Genomic DNA, 17,936 nt, shown 5'->3' on the forward strand with positions numbered 1-17,936 from the left:
ATACGCTGTAGAGAGCCATTCTAGCCGAACCGAAGCCTATCACGGTATCGCATGCGCTCTGAACGATTCCATCCTCAGTATGGAACATTCCGGTGATGCTAGGCTCCAGCGCAGGACGATATTTGTAGTACCAACAGAAGCTGTGGATTTCAAGTACTGCGCCTGACGGTCAAGAGTAACCGTCCGGCCAAGTCACCTACCCAACCCCGCAAAGCCAATACATGGTGTGCACTTAAATTTGAGTGGGCACCAGTTCTAGCCTTTTAAGCGGGTATTTCATGCAGCCAACACGCCGTTCCTATTCCAAGTCCTTCAAGGCCCAGGTCATTCAAGAGTGTGCCCAACCCGGCGCTTCGATTGCCATCGCGCTCAGTCATGGTCTCAACGCAAACCTCGTCCACAAATGGATTCGGCTGCAATCGCAGAAAAGCACGGCGCTGCAACCTGCATTTATTCCGCTCCCCATACCGCTGACCGGAGCAAATTCGCAAGCTACGTCGACGAATATCTGTGTTGAAATCCAGCACCCGCGTGGCACCGTCAAAGTGGACTGGCCAACTGAAAATGCTGCTGCCTGCGCAACCTTTCTTCGAGACTTACTGCGATGATCCGCATCGATTCCATCTGGCTCGCCACGGAGCCGATGGATATGCGCGCGGGTACCGAAACGGCGTTAGCCAGAGTGATCGCGGTGTTCGGTGCGGCGCAGCCGCACTAAGCTTATCTGTTCGCCAATCGCCGCGCTACTCGCATAAAAGTTCTGGTGCATGACGGCTTCGGGGTCTGGCTGGCTGCTCGTAGCCTGAACCAGGGAAAGTTCCACTGGCCAGTTATTCGCCATGGCTCTGAAATGCAGTTGGATTGCGAACAACTCCGAGCCCTGGTAGTGGGGCTGCCTTGGCAACGCGCGGGCTCCGGCGCTGCGATCACACTGCTTTAACGGCTGCCATTAGTCTATCGGTCTATCGCCGCACGCCGCCTGCTCTGGCAAATCCGGGGCATGACTTCTTCGCCCAATCTCGATCAAATGTCCCCCGACCAACTGCGTGCTTTGGCAGCGCAGTTGTTGTCGCAAGTCGACACCATGGGCAAGAAGATCAACCGCGATCAAACGGTGATCGAGAAGCTGACCCACGAGATCGCACAACTCAAGCGTTTGAAGTTTGCCAAGCGCAGCGAGCAGATGAATCCTGAGCAGGCCAGCCTGCTTGATGACCTAATCGATACCGACATTGCGGCGATTGAGGCCGAGCTTCAAGCCTTGCAGATAGCACCAGCGGTGACCGAGCAAAGCAGAAGCCCAAGCGCACTGCCTTGCCGCCAGAGTTCCCACGCACTTTGATTATCACGAACCGGACGATATCCACTGCCTATGCGGCTGCGCACTCAAGCGCATCGGCGAGGATGTCAGCGAGAAGCTGGACTACACGCCCGGCGTGTTCACCGTTGAACGCCATGTCCGTGGCAAATGGGTCTGCGATGACTGCTAAACCCTGATCCAGGCACCGGTTCCGGCGCAGGTCATCGACAAGGGCATCCCGACCGCCGGGCTGCTGGCCCACGTCATGATCGCCAAGTTTGCCGACCATCTGCCTCTTTACCGTCAGGAGTCGATCCTCGGTCGAGCGGGCTTAGCAATTCCACGCTCAACACTGGCTCAATGGGTGGGCGTGACGGGCGTGCAGTTGCAGCCGCTGGTCGACGCGCTGCGCGACGTAGTGCTTGAACAGCAGGTGATCCACGCCGATGAAACACCGGTGCAGATACTCATGCCGGGAATTGGGATTCCATGACCATTCGGACAGCCATTCCACCAACATCCGGACACTGATTCCACGTTGATCCGGACACTCATTCCACAAGCATCCGGACACCGATTCCACGGCCATCCGGACACTTTCAGGCAGGCAGCAACGCAGGATTATTCACTTCCGTCGGCCTCTTTTATCGAAGCGAAGAGGTCGTCGTGGAGCGTTTATCCATGCGTAAAATCCGAGAGGTACTACGCCTAAAGTTCGACGCCGGCCTGTCCGTGCGCAAGATCGCCGCCAGCTTATCCATCGGCCATTCGAGTGCAGGAGATTACCTTTGCCGGTTCGCCGCTAGGGGGCTTCAGTGGCCCATCGATATTTCTGATGCGGAGCTGAATCGACGGCTGTTTCCACTGGCAGTGCCGGTGCCCACCGACCAGCGCCCGATGCCTGACTGGGCGTGGGTACACGCGGAGTTGCGCCGCCCCGGCGTCACTCTGGCCTTGCTCTGGCAGGAATATCGACTCGCTCACCCGCAAGGCTTCCAATACAGCTGGTTCTGCGAGCACTACCGGTTCTGGGCCGCCAAGGTCGACGTGGTCATGCGCCAGGAACACCGTGCCGGCGAAAAAATGTTCGTCGACTACGCCGGTCAAACCGTGCTGGTCATCGACCGGCAGACCGGCGAGATCCGCCAGACGCAGATATTCGTCGCCGTCCTCGGCGCCTCCAGCTACACCTTCGCCGAGGCGACCTGGTCGCAGAAACTGCCCGACTGGCTGGGCTCGCACGCCCGCTGTTTTGCTTTTTTCGGCGGCACCGCACAGATCCTAGTGCCCGACAATCTGCGCAGTGGCGTGACCAAGGCGCACCGTTACGAGCCCGATATCAACCCCAGCTACCGCGATCTGGCCGAGCACTACGGCGTCGCCGTATTGCCTGCTCGCTCACGAAAACCCAAGGACAAAGCCAAGGTCGAAGTCGGTGTTCAAGTGGTCGAGCGCTGGATCCTGGCGGTGCTGCGCAATCGGCAGTTCTTTTCGCTGGGTGAACTCAACACGGCCATCGGACTGCTGCTGGATCGCCTCAACCAAAAGCCCTTCAAAAAGCTGCCCGGCTCACGCCGTTCGGCCTTCGAGACCATCGACCAACCGGCGTTGCAACCGCTACCGGAACACCCTTACATCTACGCCGAGTGGAAAAAGGTGCGGGTGCACATCGACTACCACGTCGAGATCGACGGTCACTTCTACTCGGTGCCATACCAACTGGTGAAGCACCAACTCGAAGTGCGACTGACTGCACAGACCGTCGAGTGCTTCCACGCCAACCAGCGCGTGGCCAGCCATCTACGCTCGCCGCACAAAGGCCGCCACACCACCCACACCGAGCACATGCCCAAAAGTCACCGCGAACACGCCGAGTGGACGCCGCAACGGCTGATCCGCTGGGCAGAGCAAACCGGGCCGAACACGGCTGGCGTTATCGCCTACATCCTCGAACGCCGAATCCATCCGCAACACGGCTTCCGCGCCTGCCTGGGGATCCTGCGCCTGAGCAAACAGCACGGCGAAGCGCGGCTGGAAGCCGCTTGCCAGCGTGCGCTGGCACTGGGCGCATGTAGCTATAAAAGCCTCGAATCAATCCTGCGCCAAGGGCTGGAACGCCTGCCGCTGGCCCAGCAAAACCTGCCGCTGCTGCCTGACGAGCACATCAACCTGCGCGGCCCCGGCTACTACCACTGACCTGAAAAGGAGGATCAAAATGCTACCGAACCCGACCTTGGACAAGCTGCAAACCTTGCGCCTGCACGGCATGATCAAAGCGTTCAGCGAGCAACACGCAACGCCCGACATCAACGATCTCAGCTTCGACGAGCACTTGGGCCTGATGGTCGACCGCGAGCTGACCGAGCGCGAAGACGCCCGCCTGACGACGCGTCTCAAAGCCGCCCGACTACGCCACAACGCGTGCCTGGAAGACATCGACTACCGCAGCCCTCGTGGCCTGGACAAGGCGCTGATCCTGCAACTGGGTAGCGGCCAGTGGCTGCGCGATGGCCTGAACCTGATCATCGGCGGCCCGACTGGCGTAGGCAAAACCTGGCTCGCCTGCGCGCTGGCGCACAAGGCCTGCCGCGACGGTTATAGTGTGCGTTATCTGCTCCTGCCGCGCTTGATGGAAGAGCTGGGCCTGGCCCACGGCGATGGCCGCTTCGCCAAACTGATGGCCGGATACGCCAAGACTGACCTGCTGATCCTGGATGATTGGGGACTGGCACCGTTTACCGCTGTGCAACGCCGCGACATGCTCGAACTGCTGGACGACCGATACGGCAACCGCTCGACGGTGGTGACCAGCCAGATGCCGGTGGACAAATGGCATGCGCTGATCGGCGATCCGACCTTGGGCGATGCGATCCTCGACCGGCTGGGGCATAACGCTTATCGGATCGAACTGAAGGGCGAATCGATGCGCAGACGCGCAAGGAAATTGACGACGGCAGGGACTTCAGACTAACAATGCAAAACTGCGTCGCTGCGCTCCGACTGCCTGTCCAAGTGGACGTGGATCAGATGTCCAAGTGAGCGTGGAACGAGTGTCCAAATGATCGTGGGCTGAGTGTCCAAGTGTCGTGGAATCCGCAGGCTAACCGGGCCGAACAATCCCTCCTGATACTGTTGCCGCCAGCGAAATACCAGGTTGGCATTGACGTCATGTTCGCGAGCAATCAACGACACGGAGGCGCCGGGCTGGAAGGTGGCTTCGACGACTCGGCGTTTAAAGTCGAGCGGGAAGTTGGGGCGACGACCCGCTCGACGGGCTGGGGCAACTGTATCCAAGATAGTGTCCACTAAAAAATGGCGTCCACTATCTTGGCCAATTTGGAGGGCTGTCAGGAGAGGGTGCTGGGCGGACGGTTACGCCTTGCCGACCTCTATATACCACGGCCCAGAACCGCTCATCCCTAACCAGAAGAACGCTTCGCGTCACGTACCTGAGGCAGGAGCCGTATGCAGTAGTTCCGCACGTACGGATCTGTGCGGGGGGCGGCAGGTAACTGCCATCCCTACCGCGACCGGGGCGGAAACCAAAGGTTTCCGTCGACGAACTCGACCTGGTCAATTTGGGTTTCGAGAGAGCCACTCCTTTTGATGCTGGCAGACCCGGTTACCGTCCCGCAATGCTACTAAAGATCTATATCTAGGGCTATCTCAACCGCATTCAATCGAGCCGGCGCCTAGAGCGAGAAGCTCAGCGCACTGTCGAACTGATGTGGCTGGCCGGGCGTTTGATGTCGGATTTCAAGACCATCGCCAACTTTCGGAAAGACAACAGAAATGCCATCCGAGGCGTCTGTCGCCAATTCGTTGTGCTGTGTCAGCAGTTGGGACTTTTCGGCGAACATTTGGTAGCCACCGATGGCAGCAAATTCAAGGTGGTCAGCAATCGTGACCGCAATTTTACCAGCGCCAAATTGAAGCAGCGAATGGAAGAAAATTGAATCGAGCATCACCCGCTCAAGCTTCTCGATGGGGGCGCTAGAGAAAGGAATTTATGAATTTGGAGGAAAGCGCCGAGCCCCAGGCAGGTGATGCAGAGATCGTGATGACGGTCGGGAACCTCGAGTCTATTGATTTCGATGCTGCGCTCGCCGGCGTGGATAAGGAGTAATCATCAGGCATTGCGTCGACATCCCCAAAGGAAAATACAAGCATAGTAGCGGCATTCCATCTTGCCAGGCGGTATTCCAAGTTTGCTGAGAAATTGCTTCACTAGCTCTAGCAGTGACGGTGGGGGCCATGGCCTACGCATACTGGCCTTGAGCTTGAAAGAGTCAGCGATTGGCGGTATTGCTGTTGGGATATTCATAAAGTAAGGATACTTAACCGATGAGCTATTCTTTTTGCCCTGTTTTTGCAGCCATGACGCTCGCTTCTGTCACGCTGACGGGATGCGGGACCGCTCCGACGTGGTTGAATAGAGGGCCTGCAGAAATTATCACCGGCAAAGGCCTGATTTCCTGTTACACGGACGCAAATATCATAGACGGAGAAAGGATGGAGGGCACGATCTGTGCCACTTCTGAATCGGGTTTCTTCGGTGGTGGTGATCCTGAAATTTACTTTGGACCATGGAACCGGAAATTCATGAAGGAGCCTGTGAGCAAGACGACAGCGGGTGTGCAACGGGAGTATGAAGGCAAGAAAGTGTTTCTACAGTGTGACCCTGTCTTTGCTCGTGATAACAAAACTGAAACAGGTCGAGTTTGTAAGGTCACGGTCAATGACCAGCAATTGGTTAGCGCCAATGTGGTTTTCAAATTTTGACACCGTTGGTGCCACGTCACGTTCAAGGGAGGTGTATGGAGAGAACTTCTTCTTCAGTCGGAGAGCCGAGCAAATGCTGAAAGACCGTACGACCTTCTCCTATGAATGGCTGACGTATATATAGGCAGCAGGGAATCATCAATAACGCTGAATGGCGAGGGCTTGCTGAGGAGGCTGTAGCGTTCTACGCGCGCTCCATCAAGGATGGATCGGACAAGATTTAGCAACAAAAAAAGCAGGCACCCGCCTAGTGGCGGGCTTTGTATTGCGGTGGGATGGTGGTGCTGGATTGATTACTCACATTGCCCAGTGGTTGCGCTCTGTGGGGTTTCAAGCCCTGTCGGGCTAGCTGAATATCTCCAAAGATATGTTTAGCGAGGATTTTTAAGCCAGCTTCACCTCGATAGTCGCTTCTCACCAATCCCACCACCGCGAATGACTCCCCGGTCTCACCGGTTACCGTAAGTGAAGCAGTACCGTGGGCGCAAAGGACACATTTAACCGTGCAACCTGGCAGTAAGCATCCCAAGGCATCCTCTATTTCGGCTCTACTTAATCTGTCCATGACACCGCCTCGGTTCGTAGGAATCAGAGGATAAGTCAGAAATACAGCTAGCACTATAGGTGGCTGGAGCCTCGTTAACGTCATTTTATGCCGCCGAGAACTCGCCCGTTCATCGGCCATGTCTGAGACAAGCCAATCCTAGCGAAGGCTAGGCGAAAAGCTGCATCGACTGGCAGCTTAGGATCGGAAGCGTTCGCTTTTGGGTGGTTACTTAGCACCCAAAGCGAACGATCTTCCTCGTCTACTTTCTACTCAACCTGAATAGCCTCGAATTAGGAATGGCGGTAGCATTTCGTTCATCCGGCTAAAAAAGCCTGTTTTTCAGATCAGGGTCACATTGTGGAAAAGCTAAAACGCCTTCAAAGCGGAATCGACGGGCTCGACGCTCTGCTTAATGGAGGGCTGGTCGAGGGTGCTTCATACATAGTCCAAGGCCGCCCAGGTTCAGGCAAGACTATCCTAGCCAACCAGCTTGGATTCCATCACGTACGCAATGGAGGTCGTGTTTTAGTCGCCACCTTGCTGGCCGAGTCACATGATCGTCTGTTTCAATTTCTCTCTACTTTGAGCTTTTTCGACTCATCCAAAGTTGGGGCTGAAATCCAGTTCGTCAGCGCATTTGATACGCTGGAAAACGAAGGTTTGGATGAAGTAGTAAAATTGCTTCGGCGTGAGATCAGTCGGCAGAAGGCTACCGTCATGATCGTCGATGGTTTGCTCAATGCACGCTCGAAGGCCGACTCGCCTATCGATACCAAGAAATTCATCTTAGAGCTGCAAGGCCACGCAGCGTTCGCTGGTTGTACCGTATTGTTCCTCACCAGTTCGCGGCTTGACGATGGTAGTCCAGAGCACACGATGGTCGATGGTGTGATCGAAATGGGAGAAGAGCTATTCGGTTCTCGTTCGGTACGTCGTATTCAACTACGCAAGACGCGAGGCAGCAGCGCATTGACCGGCCTCCACGAGTGCGAAATCAATGATGACGGCTTAGTTGTCTACCCGCGCCTGGAAAGCTTGTACAGTCGTCCTTCGTCGTCCGACAGTGCAGACATGACGCGTATCGCCAGTGGGATTGATTCGCTGGATGACATATTGGGCGGGGGCCTACACAGCTCTAGTGTGTCTCTGGTCATGGGGCCATCCGGGATCGGTAAAACGACGCTGGGTCTCAAGTTTTTGGCTAAGTCGACGGCAGATGCCCCAGGCCTACATTTTGGATTCTATGAAAGTCCACAGCGACTACGTCTAAAAGGGCTCTCGCTGGGCATCGACATCGAAGCCATGGAAGAAAGCGGTGCACTGAGCATCGTCTGGCAGCCCACCACTGAAGGTTTGTTGGATGGACTCGGCTCAAGACTGTTGAGCATCGTTAAAGAAAAGGGCATCAAGCGCCTGTTCATCGACAGTCTGAGCGGCATGACGCGCGTTTCGACAAATCCGGGACGGATTACAGACTTCTACAGCGCCCTAATGAACGAGCTGCGCTCCAGGGGCGTTACGGTATTCGCTTCATGGGAAATGCGTGACCTATTCGGTTCCGAGGTCAGTTCACCAAACTCTGACCTATCAAGCATCGTCGATAACCTGATGCTCATGCGTTTCTTTGAGAGTCGCTCTGAACTAAGCAGGACGCTTTCCATTCTTAAAGTACGAGATAGTTCTTATGACCCCTCGCGATTTGAGGTGGTCGTTCGTGATCAAGATGTTTTCCTGAAAAAGGCTTTGAGAAATGAACCTTCAGTCGCGACTGAGCCCTTGCCTGGTTCAATTTCATAAGTCTTTGAGCAGGTTGAAAACATGACCACCATTCTGGTCGTCGACGACGAGTATTTGATCGCTGACATTCTCAGCTTCGCGCTGGAGGATGAGGGCTTCATGGTCGTAAAAGCCAGCAATGGCCGGAAAGGACTCGAGGTGCTCGAAAGGGAACGGCCGGCCTTGATCCTTACCGACTTCATGATGCCGGTTATGGACGGCCAAGAGTTCGCCACGGCTGTGCGAGCTCTTCCTTCCGGCAACCATTTGCCAATCATTTTAATGAGCGGTGCTCAGGCACACATCGGTATGCAGCGATCCGATTTGTTTGATGTGGTGCTGCCAAAGCCATTCGACATAGATGTCATCATCGCAGAAGTTAAAAAGCTCTTGGCTTTGGAGTAGTTCGTACCCGGTAGGGCGTGATGAGTATCGAGTCAAAGCACCTCCGGGGCGGCCTTAGGCGTTGACGTCATGCAGTTTCAATCTCGTGGTGTGATGATTGTTTGCAACGATGAGATTGTGGTCTGCTGACAGCGCCACTGTGCTAAGCGACCTCTTGCGGTTTTTCAACGCATGTCTTGAACGAGTTCGCTCGCAGCACCTGAATGCCAAGCTCGTGTCCTTAGGCCTCTTCACCTCAACGCCATTGCGCTGATCGACGGCATGGCGTGCTCCACTCAAACCTACCTATGCATCCAGATGAATGGAGCTTAAGCTAGAGCTAGGGTTATCAGGACTATGCTAGGATTAGATAGCGCAGATAACTGGTGAGGAGATTTCCATGAGCATTACAGAGCAGTCGGGCGTCTCCACCTTGGTCGGTACGCCTAAGGAGGCTCGGGCGAGCTTAAGCCGCTCGCATGCGGACCGAGTACTGGTCGTGTCTTTCGATCAGGTCAACCTCAGCGTATTTGAAGCGTTGGCGGAAAACTTCGCCAATGTGGCTTCTTCGATGTACGAGGTGCTGCAGGAGCGTCAGGACCCGAAGTCGCTGGAACGACTGGCCGAGGTGTTTGTGACGCGTAAGCCGCCTTCGCCTCGCTTGCTCAAGGAAGCGGCAATGCTGGTACAGGCCCGCAAAGCGGTGTTGGAAAGCGGTGACTGGCTGACCGCCGCAGACATCGCCCAGGTGGCCCAGTTGAGTACTAGAAACCCGAGTGCCCAGCCCAACAAATGGAAAAAGCAGGGGCAGATCTTTGCCATCAGCCACGGTGGGGTCGACTATTTCCCTGGCTACGGCTTGGACCCGGACGCGGGCTATCGGCCGTTCAAGGCATTAGCCAAAGTCATTGAGGCGTTCGCTGGCCACAAGGACGGCTGGGGTATGGCTTACTGGTTCCGTTCAGATAACAGTTTTCTGGGCGGCAAAAGGCCCCAGGACTTGCTGGCATCGGCGCCTGATCGGGTGATTGCTGCCGCACAGGATGAAATCCAGGGCATTGTCCATGGCTAAGCAGCGTACCGAGTCCAGTGAGGATAGGGCGACGCCTGTCACCGATTTGACGGCGTCCGTCACCCCAGCGCCTGCGGCTACGTTGCACGTCACTTTTACCGTGATCGCCCAAGGCGATGTGCTTCATCGTGTGCATCAGGATAAGTATCAGCCTGATCAATTCAATCCCGGTGTGCACGGCAACGCACGCTTCAGCCCGATCCAGGATGATCAGGGGCGGGCGATTCCTACCTTGTATGGCGGCACGACGGTTGAGTGCGCCTTGATGGAGACTGTCTTTCACGACGTTCCCCATACGGCTGGCTTCAAGAGCTTCGACAAAGGCAAGCTGACTGGACAGGTGCATTCTGCCGTCCAGGTTAGCCAACCGCTGCACCTGGTTGATCTGTCCAGCGTGCCCCTGCGGAAACTGGGCATCACGCGCAAACAACTGATCGACACTGAGAAAGATCAATATCCTGCGACGCGCAAATGGGCCGAGGCAATCCACCGTCAGTGTCCAGATGCCCAAGGACTGTCTTGGGTGTCGCGACAAGATGATTCGGCACGTGCGGTGGTGCTCTTCGGTGACCGGATTCCTGACGGTGCGCTCCACCCGCAGGGGGCGTCACGCAGCTTGACCGGCGACTCGAATGTGTTCGACACGGTGCTCAATCTGGCAGAGCGGCTTGGGGTCGTTATCATCGCGGGAAAAAGCTGAGTCAAAATGACCGAACAGTGGCCCCTGGAATCCGCTCTCTGAGTCTGGAATTGCCATTCCTCAGTCATGAGATCTTGCTGAAGACGGCGGGCGTTGATGGGGGCATTAATGGTAATTTTGGTACAAATTTGTATGTGTCGACGGCCAGACACGTCTCGCGTACATCCTAAGGAAGGGGCGGTGCCTGCCAGAGAGCGCAGCAACAACGATGGCTGGTTCCGTGATGGCCTAGAATGCGGAGCTCGTTATGAAGGTCAACCAGATGTTAAGTGATGAACTGGTGAGCCGGCTGGAAGAGAAAATTCCAGCCATGGCGAAAGGCGCGATCAAAACTGCTTATATCAACATGCTGGCGGCCGGACTTAGTGTGATGGAGGTCAGGAATGGCATGCTCGTTGAAACAACGGCGGATGGTCAGCACAAGGTTATTCGAGTGGCCAAGCCCAAGCATAAGGTAGCTTCGGACAGGACTATCAAGGTGCGTCGCCTTTCATAACAAGAGGTTGAGCGCGCCCGTATCTTGGCGATGTCGCCGTGCAATGCGAACAATCTGTCCATTTTGGCATGTCAGTTTTTGTGCTGCGCAGGGGGAGGTTGCCGACAAGCTCGCCGCCGCATTGGGGCGTTAAATCATTGGCCGTGGGATCTCAGCTTAGCCAAGCCCTGTTTGATGTGTCCGGCGTTCTCTCCGATCGTTTGAAGCGCACCGCGGACATTGTCTCCAGTGTCCGTCGCACCCTGGCGCTCAATCCTCAAGGTCAACTCCATCACGGCCGCCTCTAATGCGAGTTGGTTTTGGTACAGTCGCTCAAGAACATCAGAAAGTGAATATTCAGTGGGCATTGTTTTGGCTCCAATTGAGAAGTCAAAAGCGTAGCAGCAGGGAGGGCGGATTTCCTAAGGCGCGGGCGACAGTTCGCTCACTTACGACTTGCGGCCGCCACGGTGGCTGTGTTGATCGCCTTTGCGTCCAGCCCCGAAGATATTTTCCCTATCATTGGGAGAGTTGCCATCCGACGCTTGACCGCCTTTTTGCCGGCCTCAGACGCTTTTTTGGGATCGTTGGCGTAATTCCCGAGATTCTTATTACTTGTGGTCATAGTCTCTTTCCATACCTGGATAGTTGGCTGTCGTTTAGCTAGTTACCCATGAGTCCGCGAGCATTTACTCCTATGTCTCGAAGACGTTTTAACAGTTTGCAAAAGGGCGATTAAATATCGCGCAAAATTCTGCCGCTTCGTCTAAGTTTATAAGGCTGATGAGGTTGGAATGAAAGCACTTCTCCGCTTCGCTTAGTTAACACGTTTGTCTGAAAATATCGAAAAAATAATGAACCCCCGGCCCCCTTACAAAATCAAATGTATATCAACGGAGGTGCACCATGCAATTCACTTATTTCTGAATTTTCCTGGCATTCATCTTGTTATTGCTCGACCTGTGGGTCATCAACAGTGTCTGGCGAAGCGACAATTCATCGGGCAGTAAAGCGGGTTGGACGGCTTTGGTCGTATTGCTGCCGTTTATAGGGCTGGCTATCTAGAGTATTACGGGGCCGCGCGGCCTAACCAAAGGCCCGTCCTCGCCCGAACATAGCAAAGGCTGAGCCCGAGGCACCGTATGAAACCCCATGGCGACCTGCACAGCCGACGCTACCCGGTCAACGAAGACATGGCCCTGCAGCGCAAGGTCTGGCGCTTCGAGCGATGGGGCTGGTATGGGTTGGGTGTGTTAATTGCGCTGACATTGGCCGGACTGTTCTCCAAGGGGCCGTTCAGCACTGCAGAAGTACGCAGCGCAGATGGGCTATTGCGCATTGAACACCAGCGTTTCCTGCGCAATGGATCTTCTGATGTGCTGGTCATCCGTCTGCAGGGCAAAGCGCGCGAGCCCCTGGAGGTAACCCTCAATGGCGAGTTGTTGCGCGGCTTCAATGTTGAAATGCTGCAGCCGCAACCTCTTATGGCCAGCACCGCCGGCGAGGGTGTGAAGCTTTGGCTGCTCAGCGACAAGAACGGTCAGGCGGTGCTGTATCTGACTTTGCGCAGCGACGGTGTGGGCCGCTTCGACACCCAGGTGGCACTCGCCACCGGCGCGTCCGTGCGCTTCTCACAATTTATTTATCCGTAGGGGCGCTCATGGACTCGGTATTGCGCGCAGTCGCCATTTATCTGGTGTTGATGATTCTGTTCAAGATCGCCGGGAGGCGCTCCCTGGCGGAGCTCACTACCTTTCGATCTGGTGCTATTGATGGTGATCGGCGAGGCCACTCAGCAGGCGTTGCTGGGCGATGATTTTTCATTGATCAACGCCATCTTAGTCATTGTCACGTTGATCGCCATCGACATTGGTTTTTCATTGGTCAAGCAGCGCTCACACTGGTTTTCCCGGGTGTTGGATGGCGGGCCGACGATTGTGGTCGAAGACGGCAAAATACTCGCTGAGCGCGTCAAGCATGCGCGGCTGGATGAGAGCGATATTCTCGAAGCGGCCCGCTCTGCTCAAGGCATCTTGGAGATCCATCAGATCAAGTTCGCGATCCTTGAGCGCAACGGAAAAATCTCGGTTATCCCCTATGAATAAGCCCAGCCTAACGCTGTGAGCGGCACAGTTTATTTCGATTAGGTTGATCAACAAATCATGGGCCACGGGCTCACTGACATGGGTGTCAAAGCCCGACTCGGCGGTCTTTTTTCTGATCGTTGCTGGTGCCGTATCCGGGCAGGGCGTTGGCCGGAACCTGCTGCGGATAGCAGATCTTGCGCCAAGGCGCACAGATGGATATCGACGAACGAAGCCTTGTTGAGGCAGGCGTAGCGAGGGTCATGATCGTGGTGTTCGGGCGTAACCCACTTCGCGGCATGTTGTGGGCGGACGGCGCACCGCGGAGGAGCCGGCTCGCACGCGAAAGATCCGGTTGCGCTTGTCCAGCGGCGCAACAGCTTCAGGCAGCCGTCGACTGATGCTGAAGATCCGAGAAACAGATAGCCACCGGGGCGCAACGCAACAGTTGCAAAAGATATCGCGCTGCACCTCACGGTCCAGGTAGATCAACAAGTTTCGGCACACGATCAGGTCCAGCTGTGAAACGGCGGATCAGGTATCAAACCTGTATTTAGCGGACTACACATTTTCGCGAATCTGCTTACGTACCCGGTAGTGCTGGTTTTTCTCCTTCGGCGAAGTACTGGCGCAAGGATGACGGCGGCGCGTCAGTGATGATCGCTTCCGGATACACGCCGTTGCGGCCATGGGTAATGGCGCGCTCATTGATCGGTGGCGAACACCTGCGCCTTCGCGCTGCTGCCATCCAACATCAGTGTCCCCTCGCTAGTTCTGCGAAGTTCTACCTCGGTTGAGGTGCGCATTATACAGAGGGTTTATTCAGGCTGACGAATGGAAACGCTGTGTCGGGAGGGTTATCCGATTTTTCACAATCCGTCTGAACTTACCCTCTCCGCCAAGCCTCGCAAAAGTAATCACAGCAAGGAGGAAATCCGATGAACAGTTATCCGAAACCACCCTTCAAGACACAACAGCAGCCCGTGCCCGGTGAACAGCGCAAGATGGACCCGCTGCCCGATTGTGGTGAGCAGACTTATAAGGGGTCGGGCCGCCTCGCCAATAAAATAGCCTTAGTCACCGGCGCCGACAGCGGTATTGGCCGTGCGGTGGCCATAGCCTTCGCCCGTGAAGGCGCGGATGTGGCGGTCTCCTATCTGGATGAGCATGAAGACGCCAAGGAAACCGCACGGTGGGTCGAGGCGGCGGGTCGTCAATGCCTCTTGTTGCCCGGCGACCTGGGCAGCGCGGATCAGTGCACTACGATCGTCAACGACACCGTGGAGAAGTTTGGACGCATCGATGTGCTGGTCAATAACGCGGCGTTCCAGATGACCTACGAAACGCTGGACGACATCCCTGACGAGGACTGGCTGAAGACCTTCAACGTCAATGTGACCGCGATGTTCCGCATCTGCAAGGCCGCGTTGCCGCACATGGTTGAAGGCAGTTCAATCATCAATACCAGTTCGGTCAATTCCGACGCGCCCAACCCCACCTTGTTGCCATATGCGGCGACCAAAGGCGCGATAGCCAACTTCACCGCGGGCCTGGCGCAGATGCTCGGCAAGCGCGGTATTCGTGTCAACAGCGTTGCCCCAGGGCCAATCTGGACGCCGTTGATCGTCTCGACGATGACCGAGGACTCGGTGAAAGATTTCGGTGGTAATACGCCGCTGGGGCGCCCCGGCCAGCCGGTTGAAGTGGCGCCGATCTATGTGCTGCTGGCATCGGAGGAGGGCAGCTATATCTCCGGTGAACGCTACGGCGTGACGGGTGGCAAACCCATTCTCTGAATTAAGGGAGGAGTCTGATGACGATGACAGTAGGCGACTTTCTGGTTGAGCGGCTCAGCCAATGGGGCGTGACCCGAATCTTTGGTTACCCGGGCGACGGTATCAACGGCGTATTCGGCGCGTTGAGCCGGGCGCAGGGCAAGATCGAATTCATCCAGGCCCGTCATGAAGAAATGGCCGCGTTCATGGCCTCGGCGCATGCCAAATTCACTGGCGGGCTGGGTGTGTGCATCGCTACTTCAGGGCCCGGGGCCTCGCACCTGATCACTGGGCTGTATGACGCACGCATGGACCATATGCCGGTGCTGGCGATTGTCGGGCAGCAAGCGCGGGCGGCACTCGGTGGCCATTATCAGCAGGAGCTGGACCTGGTCTCGATGTTCAAGGATGTGGCGGGGGTATTCGTGCAAGAGGCTTCGGTGCCGTCCCAGGTGCGTCACCTGGTGGATAGGGCCGTACGCACGGCGGTGGGTGAGCGCCGAGTGACGGCGATCATCCTGCCCAACGACTTGCAGGAGGCGGCCTATGAGCCGCCGGCCAGAGCGCATGGCACTGTCCATTCAGGGGTTGGTTATTCGAAGCCTCGGGTGGTGCCTTATGCGGCTGATCTACAGCGCGCCGCAGTTGTGTTGAATGCGGGTGAGAAAGTCGCGATTCTCGTCGGCGCAGGGGCGTTGGCGGCCACCGATGAAGTCATCGCTGTCGCCGACGCGTTGGGCGCTGGTGTTGCCAAGGCGTTACTCGGCAAGGCCGCAGTCCCCGACGATTTGCCCTGGGTCACCGGCAGCATTGGCCTATTGGGCACCGAGCCCAGCTACAAGCTGATGACTGAATGCGACACCTTGTTGATGATCGGTTCGGGGTTTCCCTATTCCGAGTTCCTGCCCAAGGAGGGCGATGCCCGTGGCGTGCAGATCGACCTGCAACCTGACATGTTGAGCCTGCGTTATCCCATGGAGGTGAACCTGGTGGGCGATGCTGCCGAAACGCTGTCGGCGCTCATGCCGTTGCTGACCCACAAAACGCAACGTAAGTGGCGCAAGCAGGTTGAAGGTTGGCGCGCGACTTGGGAGAAAACTCTGGAGAAACGCGCCCTGGCCAAGGCCAAGCCGATCAACCCACAGCGGGTGGTGTACGAGCTGTCGCCACGCTTGCCCGACAGCGCCATCATTACCAGTGGTTCTGGCTCCTGTGCCAATTGGTATGCCCGCGACTTGAAGATTCGCCGTGGTATGCAGTGTTCATTATCCGGCGGTCTGGCTTCCATGGGGGCGGCTGTCCCCTATGCGATTGGCGCCAAGTTCGCCCATCCGCAGAACACGGTGATCGCGCTGGTGGGCGACGGTGCGATGCAAATGAACAACATGGCTGAGCTGATTACTGTCGCCAAATACTGGCGACAGTGGCAAAGCCCTAAATGGATTTGCGCGGTGTTCAACAACGAAGACCTGAACCAGGTCACCTGGGAACAGCGCGTGATGGAAGGCGATCCCAAGTTTGAGGCGTCGCAAACCATTCCTGACGTGCCGTATCACCTGTTTGCGATTTCGCTGGGGCTCAAGGGGATTTTCGTCGAGCGCGAGGAGGATGTCGCTGCGGCCTGGGAGCAAGCGTTGGCGTCGGATGTGCCGGTGCTGCTCGAGTTCAAGACCGACCCCAACGTGCCGCCATTACCACCGCATATCAAGCTGGAACAGGCCAAGAAATTCGCCTCCACCTTGCTCAAGGGCGACCCGGATGAGGCCGGGGTGATTGTGCAGACCGCCAAGCAGGTGCTGGCCAACGTACTGCCGGGAGGCACAAAAAAATAACGAACACCTGCGCAACCGCGTAGCCAAAGCTGTAAGGACATGGATATGAGAATCCGGCGATGACGCAGATTTTCAGGCGCTCGGCCGATACTTGGCTGCACGTGGGACTGTTGCTGCTGATCGTGGGCCTCTCGGGAGGCTTGCTTGTGGCGTTGACCCTAGACAACACCGACTACAGCACCGGGCGTAACTGGGAGGTCGAGTAGCCGCTGACCTTCAGCTATGCCCACCATGCAGGCAAACTCAAGATTGACTGCCGGCCTGGCTCTTGCCGAAAGCAGACAGGATCCATACGCCTCCGGCGTTTTGAATTCGGTAGTCGTGATCGTCCAGCGTATCGCGCCATTGCTGGATTCTAGGCGCTTTGGCTTGTTCAAAATTCATGGAGGGAGTCGTTTGCTGATCTGTCAGGATCTACAGTATCTGAGGCGTGCCAATTCTAGCGAGGCCGCGGCGGCGAGTTGCATCGACCAGTTGGATCGACGACCCTTAGCTGAGGGTCGCTCCAGATAAAATTCCTGATAGCTGCTTTCATAGATGCGTCGTGGGCTCCACTCGTCGCAATGCTTGAACACACACGCTTAACGACGCCTCTATTATTCTAACTTTGTGGAGATTGTTGTCGTGTACGAAGATAGGAAAGTGCATGCAATCACAACTTGGCACCGCTTTCTTGAGCATCCAGCGAGCGGAATGAGCGCTCCCGAGCAGTATGATGAATTGCTGCGCCTTGCTGAGGAGTACTTCGAAGAGGGGTTTATAACTCGGGAAGATCGCAAAGGGATGATAGAAAAAGCCACAGTGAACTACAGGCAAGCGGTAGAGTACCTTGGACAACGTACATAGCGTCATACGCTGACCCAAGATCCTGACCTTTTCACGGGCAAAAATTTTGCAAATGGACGCTTACGGAACTAGGCCTAGTCACATACCTTCAGGTCAAGTTCGACGACTGGCGAGACATAACCATCTCCTCCAAAATCTCGCGCACTAGTCGGTTAGTCCCGGATTCACCGTGGTATTGGGTTCGGTCGATGTTAGCAATCATGAATTGTTGCTCGTCCGGACCGGTCACTTCGACCGATAAGCTACTATCAGCGTTTATCGAGCAAATGATAGAGCACTGAGGTAGGCGGCTCGAAAGTGCTGCTTCGAGTTCACTTTTACTCATCGTATCCATGGCCCGTTGCTCCTTCTCCTCGCTGAAAG

General features: G+C 56.1%; 17 protein-coding genes and 7 pseudogenes. 18 read left to right on the forward strand and 6 right to left on the reverse strand.

All coding sequences use genetic code 11. From position 1 onward, the window contains the following. The first annotated feature begins 278 nt into the window (after nucleotides 1-278). The 5 genes and pseudogenes from tnpA to istB all read left to right on the forward strand — a co-directional run bounded on the left by tnpA (nucleotide 279) and on the right by istB (nucleotide 4,271). Nucleotides 279-608, forward strand: coding sequence for an IS66-like element accessory protein TnpA (gene tnpA, locus ACMTA2_RS13230; RefSeq protein ID WP_413795190.1), 330 nt, complete (start codon nucleotides 279-281; stop codon nucleotides 606-608). 116 nt (nucleotides 609-724) lie between these two features. Continuing rightward, nucleotides 725-940: an IS66 family insertion sequence element accessory protein TnpB gene (tnpB, locus tag ACMTA2_RS13235; protein ID WP_413795645.1), complete on the forward strand. Its 216-nt coding sequence runs from the start codon at nucleotides 725-727 to the stop codon at nucleotides 938-940. Nucleotides 941-1,000: 60 nt separating this feature from the next. After that, nucleotides 1,001-1,778, forward strand: a pseudogene (tnpC, locus tag ACMTA2_RS13240) (IS66 family transposase); the annotation flags it as partial. A gap of 203 nt (nucleotides 1,779-1,981) precedes the next feature. Next, nucleotides 1,982-3,496, forward strand: coding sequence for an IS21 family transposase (istA, locus tag ACMTA2_RS13245; RefSeq protein WP_413795191.1), 1,515 nt, complete (start codon nucleotides 1,982-1,984; stop codon nucleotides 3,494-3,496). 19 nt (nucleotides 3,497-3,515) lie between these two features. After that, nucleotides 3,516-4,271 (forward strand): IS21-like element ISPsy14 family helper ATPase IstB, encoded by a 756-nt coding sequence (gene istB / locus ACMTA2_RS13250; RefSeq protein WP_413795192.1) that lies wholly within the window; start codon nucleotides 3,516-3,518, stop codon nucleotides 4,269-4,271. Nucleotides 4,272-4,417: 146 nt separating this feature from the next. Here istB and ACMTA2_RS13255 read toward each other — a convergent pair. Continuing rightward, nucleotides 4,418-4,606, reverse strand: a pseudogene (locus ACMTA2_RS13255) (transposase); the annotation flags it as partial. A gap of 239 nt (nucleotides 4,607-4,845) precedes the next feature. On the opposite strand from ACMTA2_RS13255, the pseudogene ACMTA2_RS13260 reads away from it, so the two are divergent. The 7 genes and pseudogenes from ACMTA2_RS13260 to ACMTA2_RS13290 form a co-directional block, all read left to right on the forward strand. Next, a pseudogene (locus tag ACMTA2_RS13260) lies at nucleotides 4,846-5,250 on the forward strand (transposase); the annotation flags it as partial. Nucleotides 5,251-5,644: 394 nt separating this feature from the next. Continuing rightward, nucleotides 5,645-6,082 (forward strand): hypothetical protein, encoded by a 438-nt coding sequence (locus ACMTA2_RS13265; RefSeq protein ID WP_413795193.1) that lies wholly within the window; start codon nucleotides 5,645-5,647, stop codon nucleotides 6,080-6,082. Nucleotides 6,083-6,983: 901 nt separating this feature from the next. Then, nucleotides 6,984-8,426, forward strand: a complete 1,443-nt coding sequence (locus tag ACMTA2_RS13270; RefSeq protein ID WP_413795646.1) for an ATPase domain-containing protein — start codon at nucleotides 6,984-6,986, stop codon at nucleotides 8,424-8,426. A gap of 21 nt (nucleotides 8,427-8,447) precedes the next feature. Continuing rightward, nucleotides 8,448-8,810: a response regulator gene (locus tag ACMTA2_RS13275; protein WP_413795194.1), complete on the forward strand. Its 363-nt coding sequence runs from the start codon at nucleotides 8,448-8,450 to the stop codon at nucleotides 8,808-8,810. Between the two features lie 379 nt (nucleotides 8,811-9,189). Beyond that, on the forward strand, nucleotides 9,190-9,861 hold the full coding sequence (locus ACMTA2_RS13280; RefSeq protein WP_413795195.1) for a hypothetical protein: 672 nt from the start codon (nucleotides 9,190-9,192) through the stop codon (nucleotides 9,859-9,861). Beyond that, complete coding sequence (locus tag ACMTA2_RS13285) at nucleotides 9,854-10,561, forward strand: RES family NAD+ phosphorylase (protein WP_413795196.1); 708 nt, start codon at nucleotides 9,854-9,856, stop codon at nucleotides 10,559-10,561. The genes ACMTA2_RS13280 and ACMTA2_RS13285 overlap by 8 nt, the downstream gene beginning before the upstream one ends. 247 nt (nucleotides 10,562-10,808) lie before the next feature. Further along, a complete protein-coding gene (locus ACMTA2_RS13290) occupies nucleotides 10,809-11,057 on the forward strand; it encodes a hypothetical protein (RefSeq protein ID WP_058545189.1) in 249 nt (82 codons plus the stop codon). Nucleotides 11,058-11,191: 134 nt separating this feature from the next. Here the strand turns inward: ACMTA2_RS13290 and ACMTA2_RS13295 are convergent, their stop codons facing one another. Then, entirely contained in the window at nucleotides 11,192-11,404 is a 213-nt protein-coding gene (locus ACMTA2_RS13295) for a hypothetical protein (protein WP_058545190.1), read from the reverse strand. 81 nt (nucleotides 11,405-11,485) lie between these two features. Further along, nucleotides 11,486-11,661, reverse strand: a pseudogene (locus ACMTA2_RS13300) (con-10 family general stress protein). Nucleotides 11,662-11,963: 302 nt separating this feature from the next. Between ACMTA2_RS13300 and ACMTA2_RS13305 the strand changes: the two are divergent. The 3 genes and pseudogenes from ACMTA2_RS13305 to ACMTA2_RS13315 all read left to right on the forward strand — a co-directional run bounded on the left by ACMTA2_RS13305 (nucleotide 11,964) and on the right by ACMTA2_RS13315 (nucleotide 13,141). Then, a pseudogene (locus ACMTA2_RS13305) lies at nucleotides 11,964-12,164 on the forward strand (PLDc N-terminal domain-containing protein). 14 nt (nucleotides 12,165-12,178) lie between these two features. Next, entirely contained in the window at nucleotides 12,179-12,688 is a 510-nt protein-coding gene (locus ACMTA2_RS13310; RefSeq protein WP_058545191.1) for a hypothetical protein, read from the forward strand. A gap of 8 nt (nucleotides 12,689-12,696) precedes the next feature. After that, nucleotides 12,697-13,141 (forward strand): annotated as a pseudogene (locus ACMTA2_RS13315) (DUF421 domain-containing protein). 182 nt (nucleotides 13,142-13,323) lie between these two features. Here the strand turns inward: ACMTA2_RS13315 and ACMTA2_RS13320 are convergent. Beyond that, nucleotides 13,324-13,878, reverse strand: a pseudogene (locus tag ACMTA2_RS13320) (CheR family methyltransferase); the annotation flags it as partial. Nucleotides 13,879-14,058: 180 nt separating this feature from the next. Between ACMTA2_RS13320 and ACMTA2_RS13325 the strand changes: the two are divergent. From ACMTA2_RS13325 to ACMTA2_RS13335, 3 genes are read left to right on the forward strand one after another with little or no spacing between them, the layout of a single operon-like run. Beyond that, entirely contained in the window at nucleotides 14,059-14,916 is an 858-nt protein-coding gene (locus tag ACMTA2_RS13325) for an SDR family oxidoreductase (RefSeq protein ID WP_058545192.1), read from the forward strand. A 17-nt stretch (nucleotides 14,917-14,933) separates the two neighbouring features. Then, a complete protein-coding gene (locus tag ACMTA2_RS13330; protein WP_413795197.1) occupies nucleotides 14,934-16,727 on the forward strand; it encodes a thiamine pyrophosphate-requiring protein in 1,794 nt (597 codons plus the stop codon). A gap of 59 nt (nucleotides 16,728-16,786) precedes the next feature. Next, nucleotides 16,787-16,933 (forward strand): hypothetical protein, encoded by a 147-nt coding sequence (locus ACMTA2_RS13335; RefSeq protein ID WP_196764440.1) that lies wholly within the window; start codon nucleotides 16,787-16,789, stop codon nucleotides 16,931-16,933. Between the two features lie 37 nt (nucleotides 16,934-16,970). Here the strand turns inward: ACMTA2_RS13335 and ACMTA2_RS13340 are convergent, their stop codons facing one another. After that, nucleotides 16,971-17,111 carry a hypothetical protein gene (locus ACMTA2_RS13340; protein ID WP_155742057.1) on the reverse strand — a complete coding sequence of 47 codons (141 nt, stop codon included), beginning with the start codon at nucleotides 17,109-17,111 and terminating at the stop codon, nucleotides 16,971-16,973. 550 nt (nucleotides 17,112-17,661) lie between these two features. Then, the gene (locus ACMTA2_RS13345) at nucleotides 17,662-17,907 is read right to left on the reverse strand and encodes a hypothetical protein (RefSeq protein WP_413795198.1); all 246 of its coding nucleotides are present in this window, start codon (nucleotides 17,905-17,907) and stop codon (nucleotides 17,662-17,664) included. Nucleotides 17,908-17,936: the final 29 nt, after the last annotated feature.

It is taken from the genome of Pseudomonas medicaginis (assembly GCF_965119365.1).
Classification (GTDB): Bacteria; Pseudomonadota; Gammaproteobacteria; order Pseudomonadales; family Pseudomonadaceae; genus Aquipseudomonas.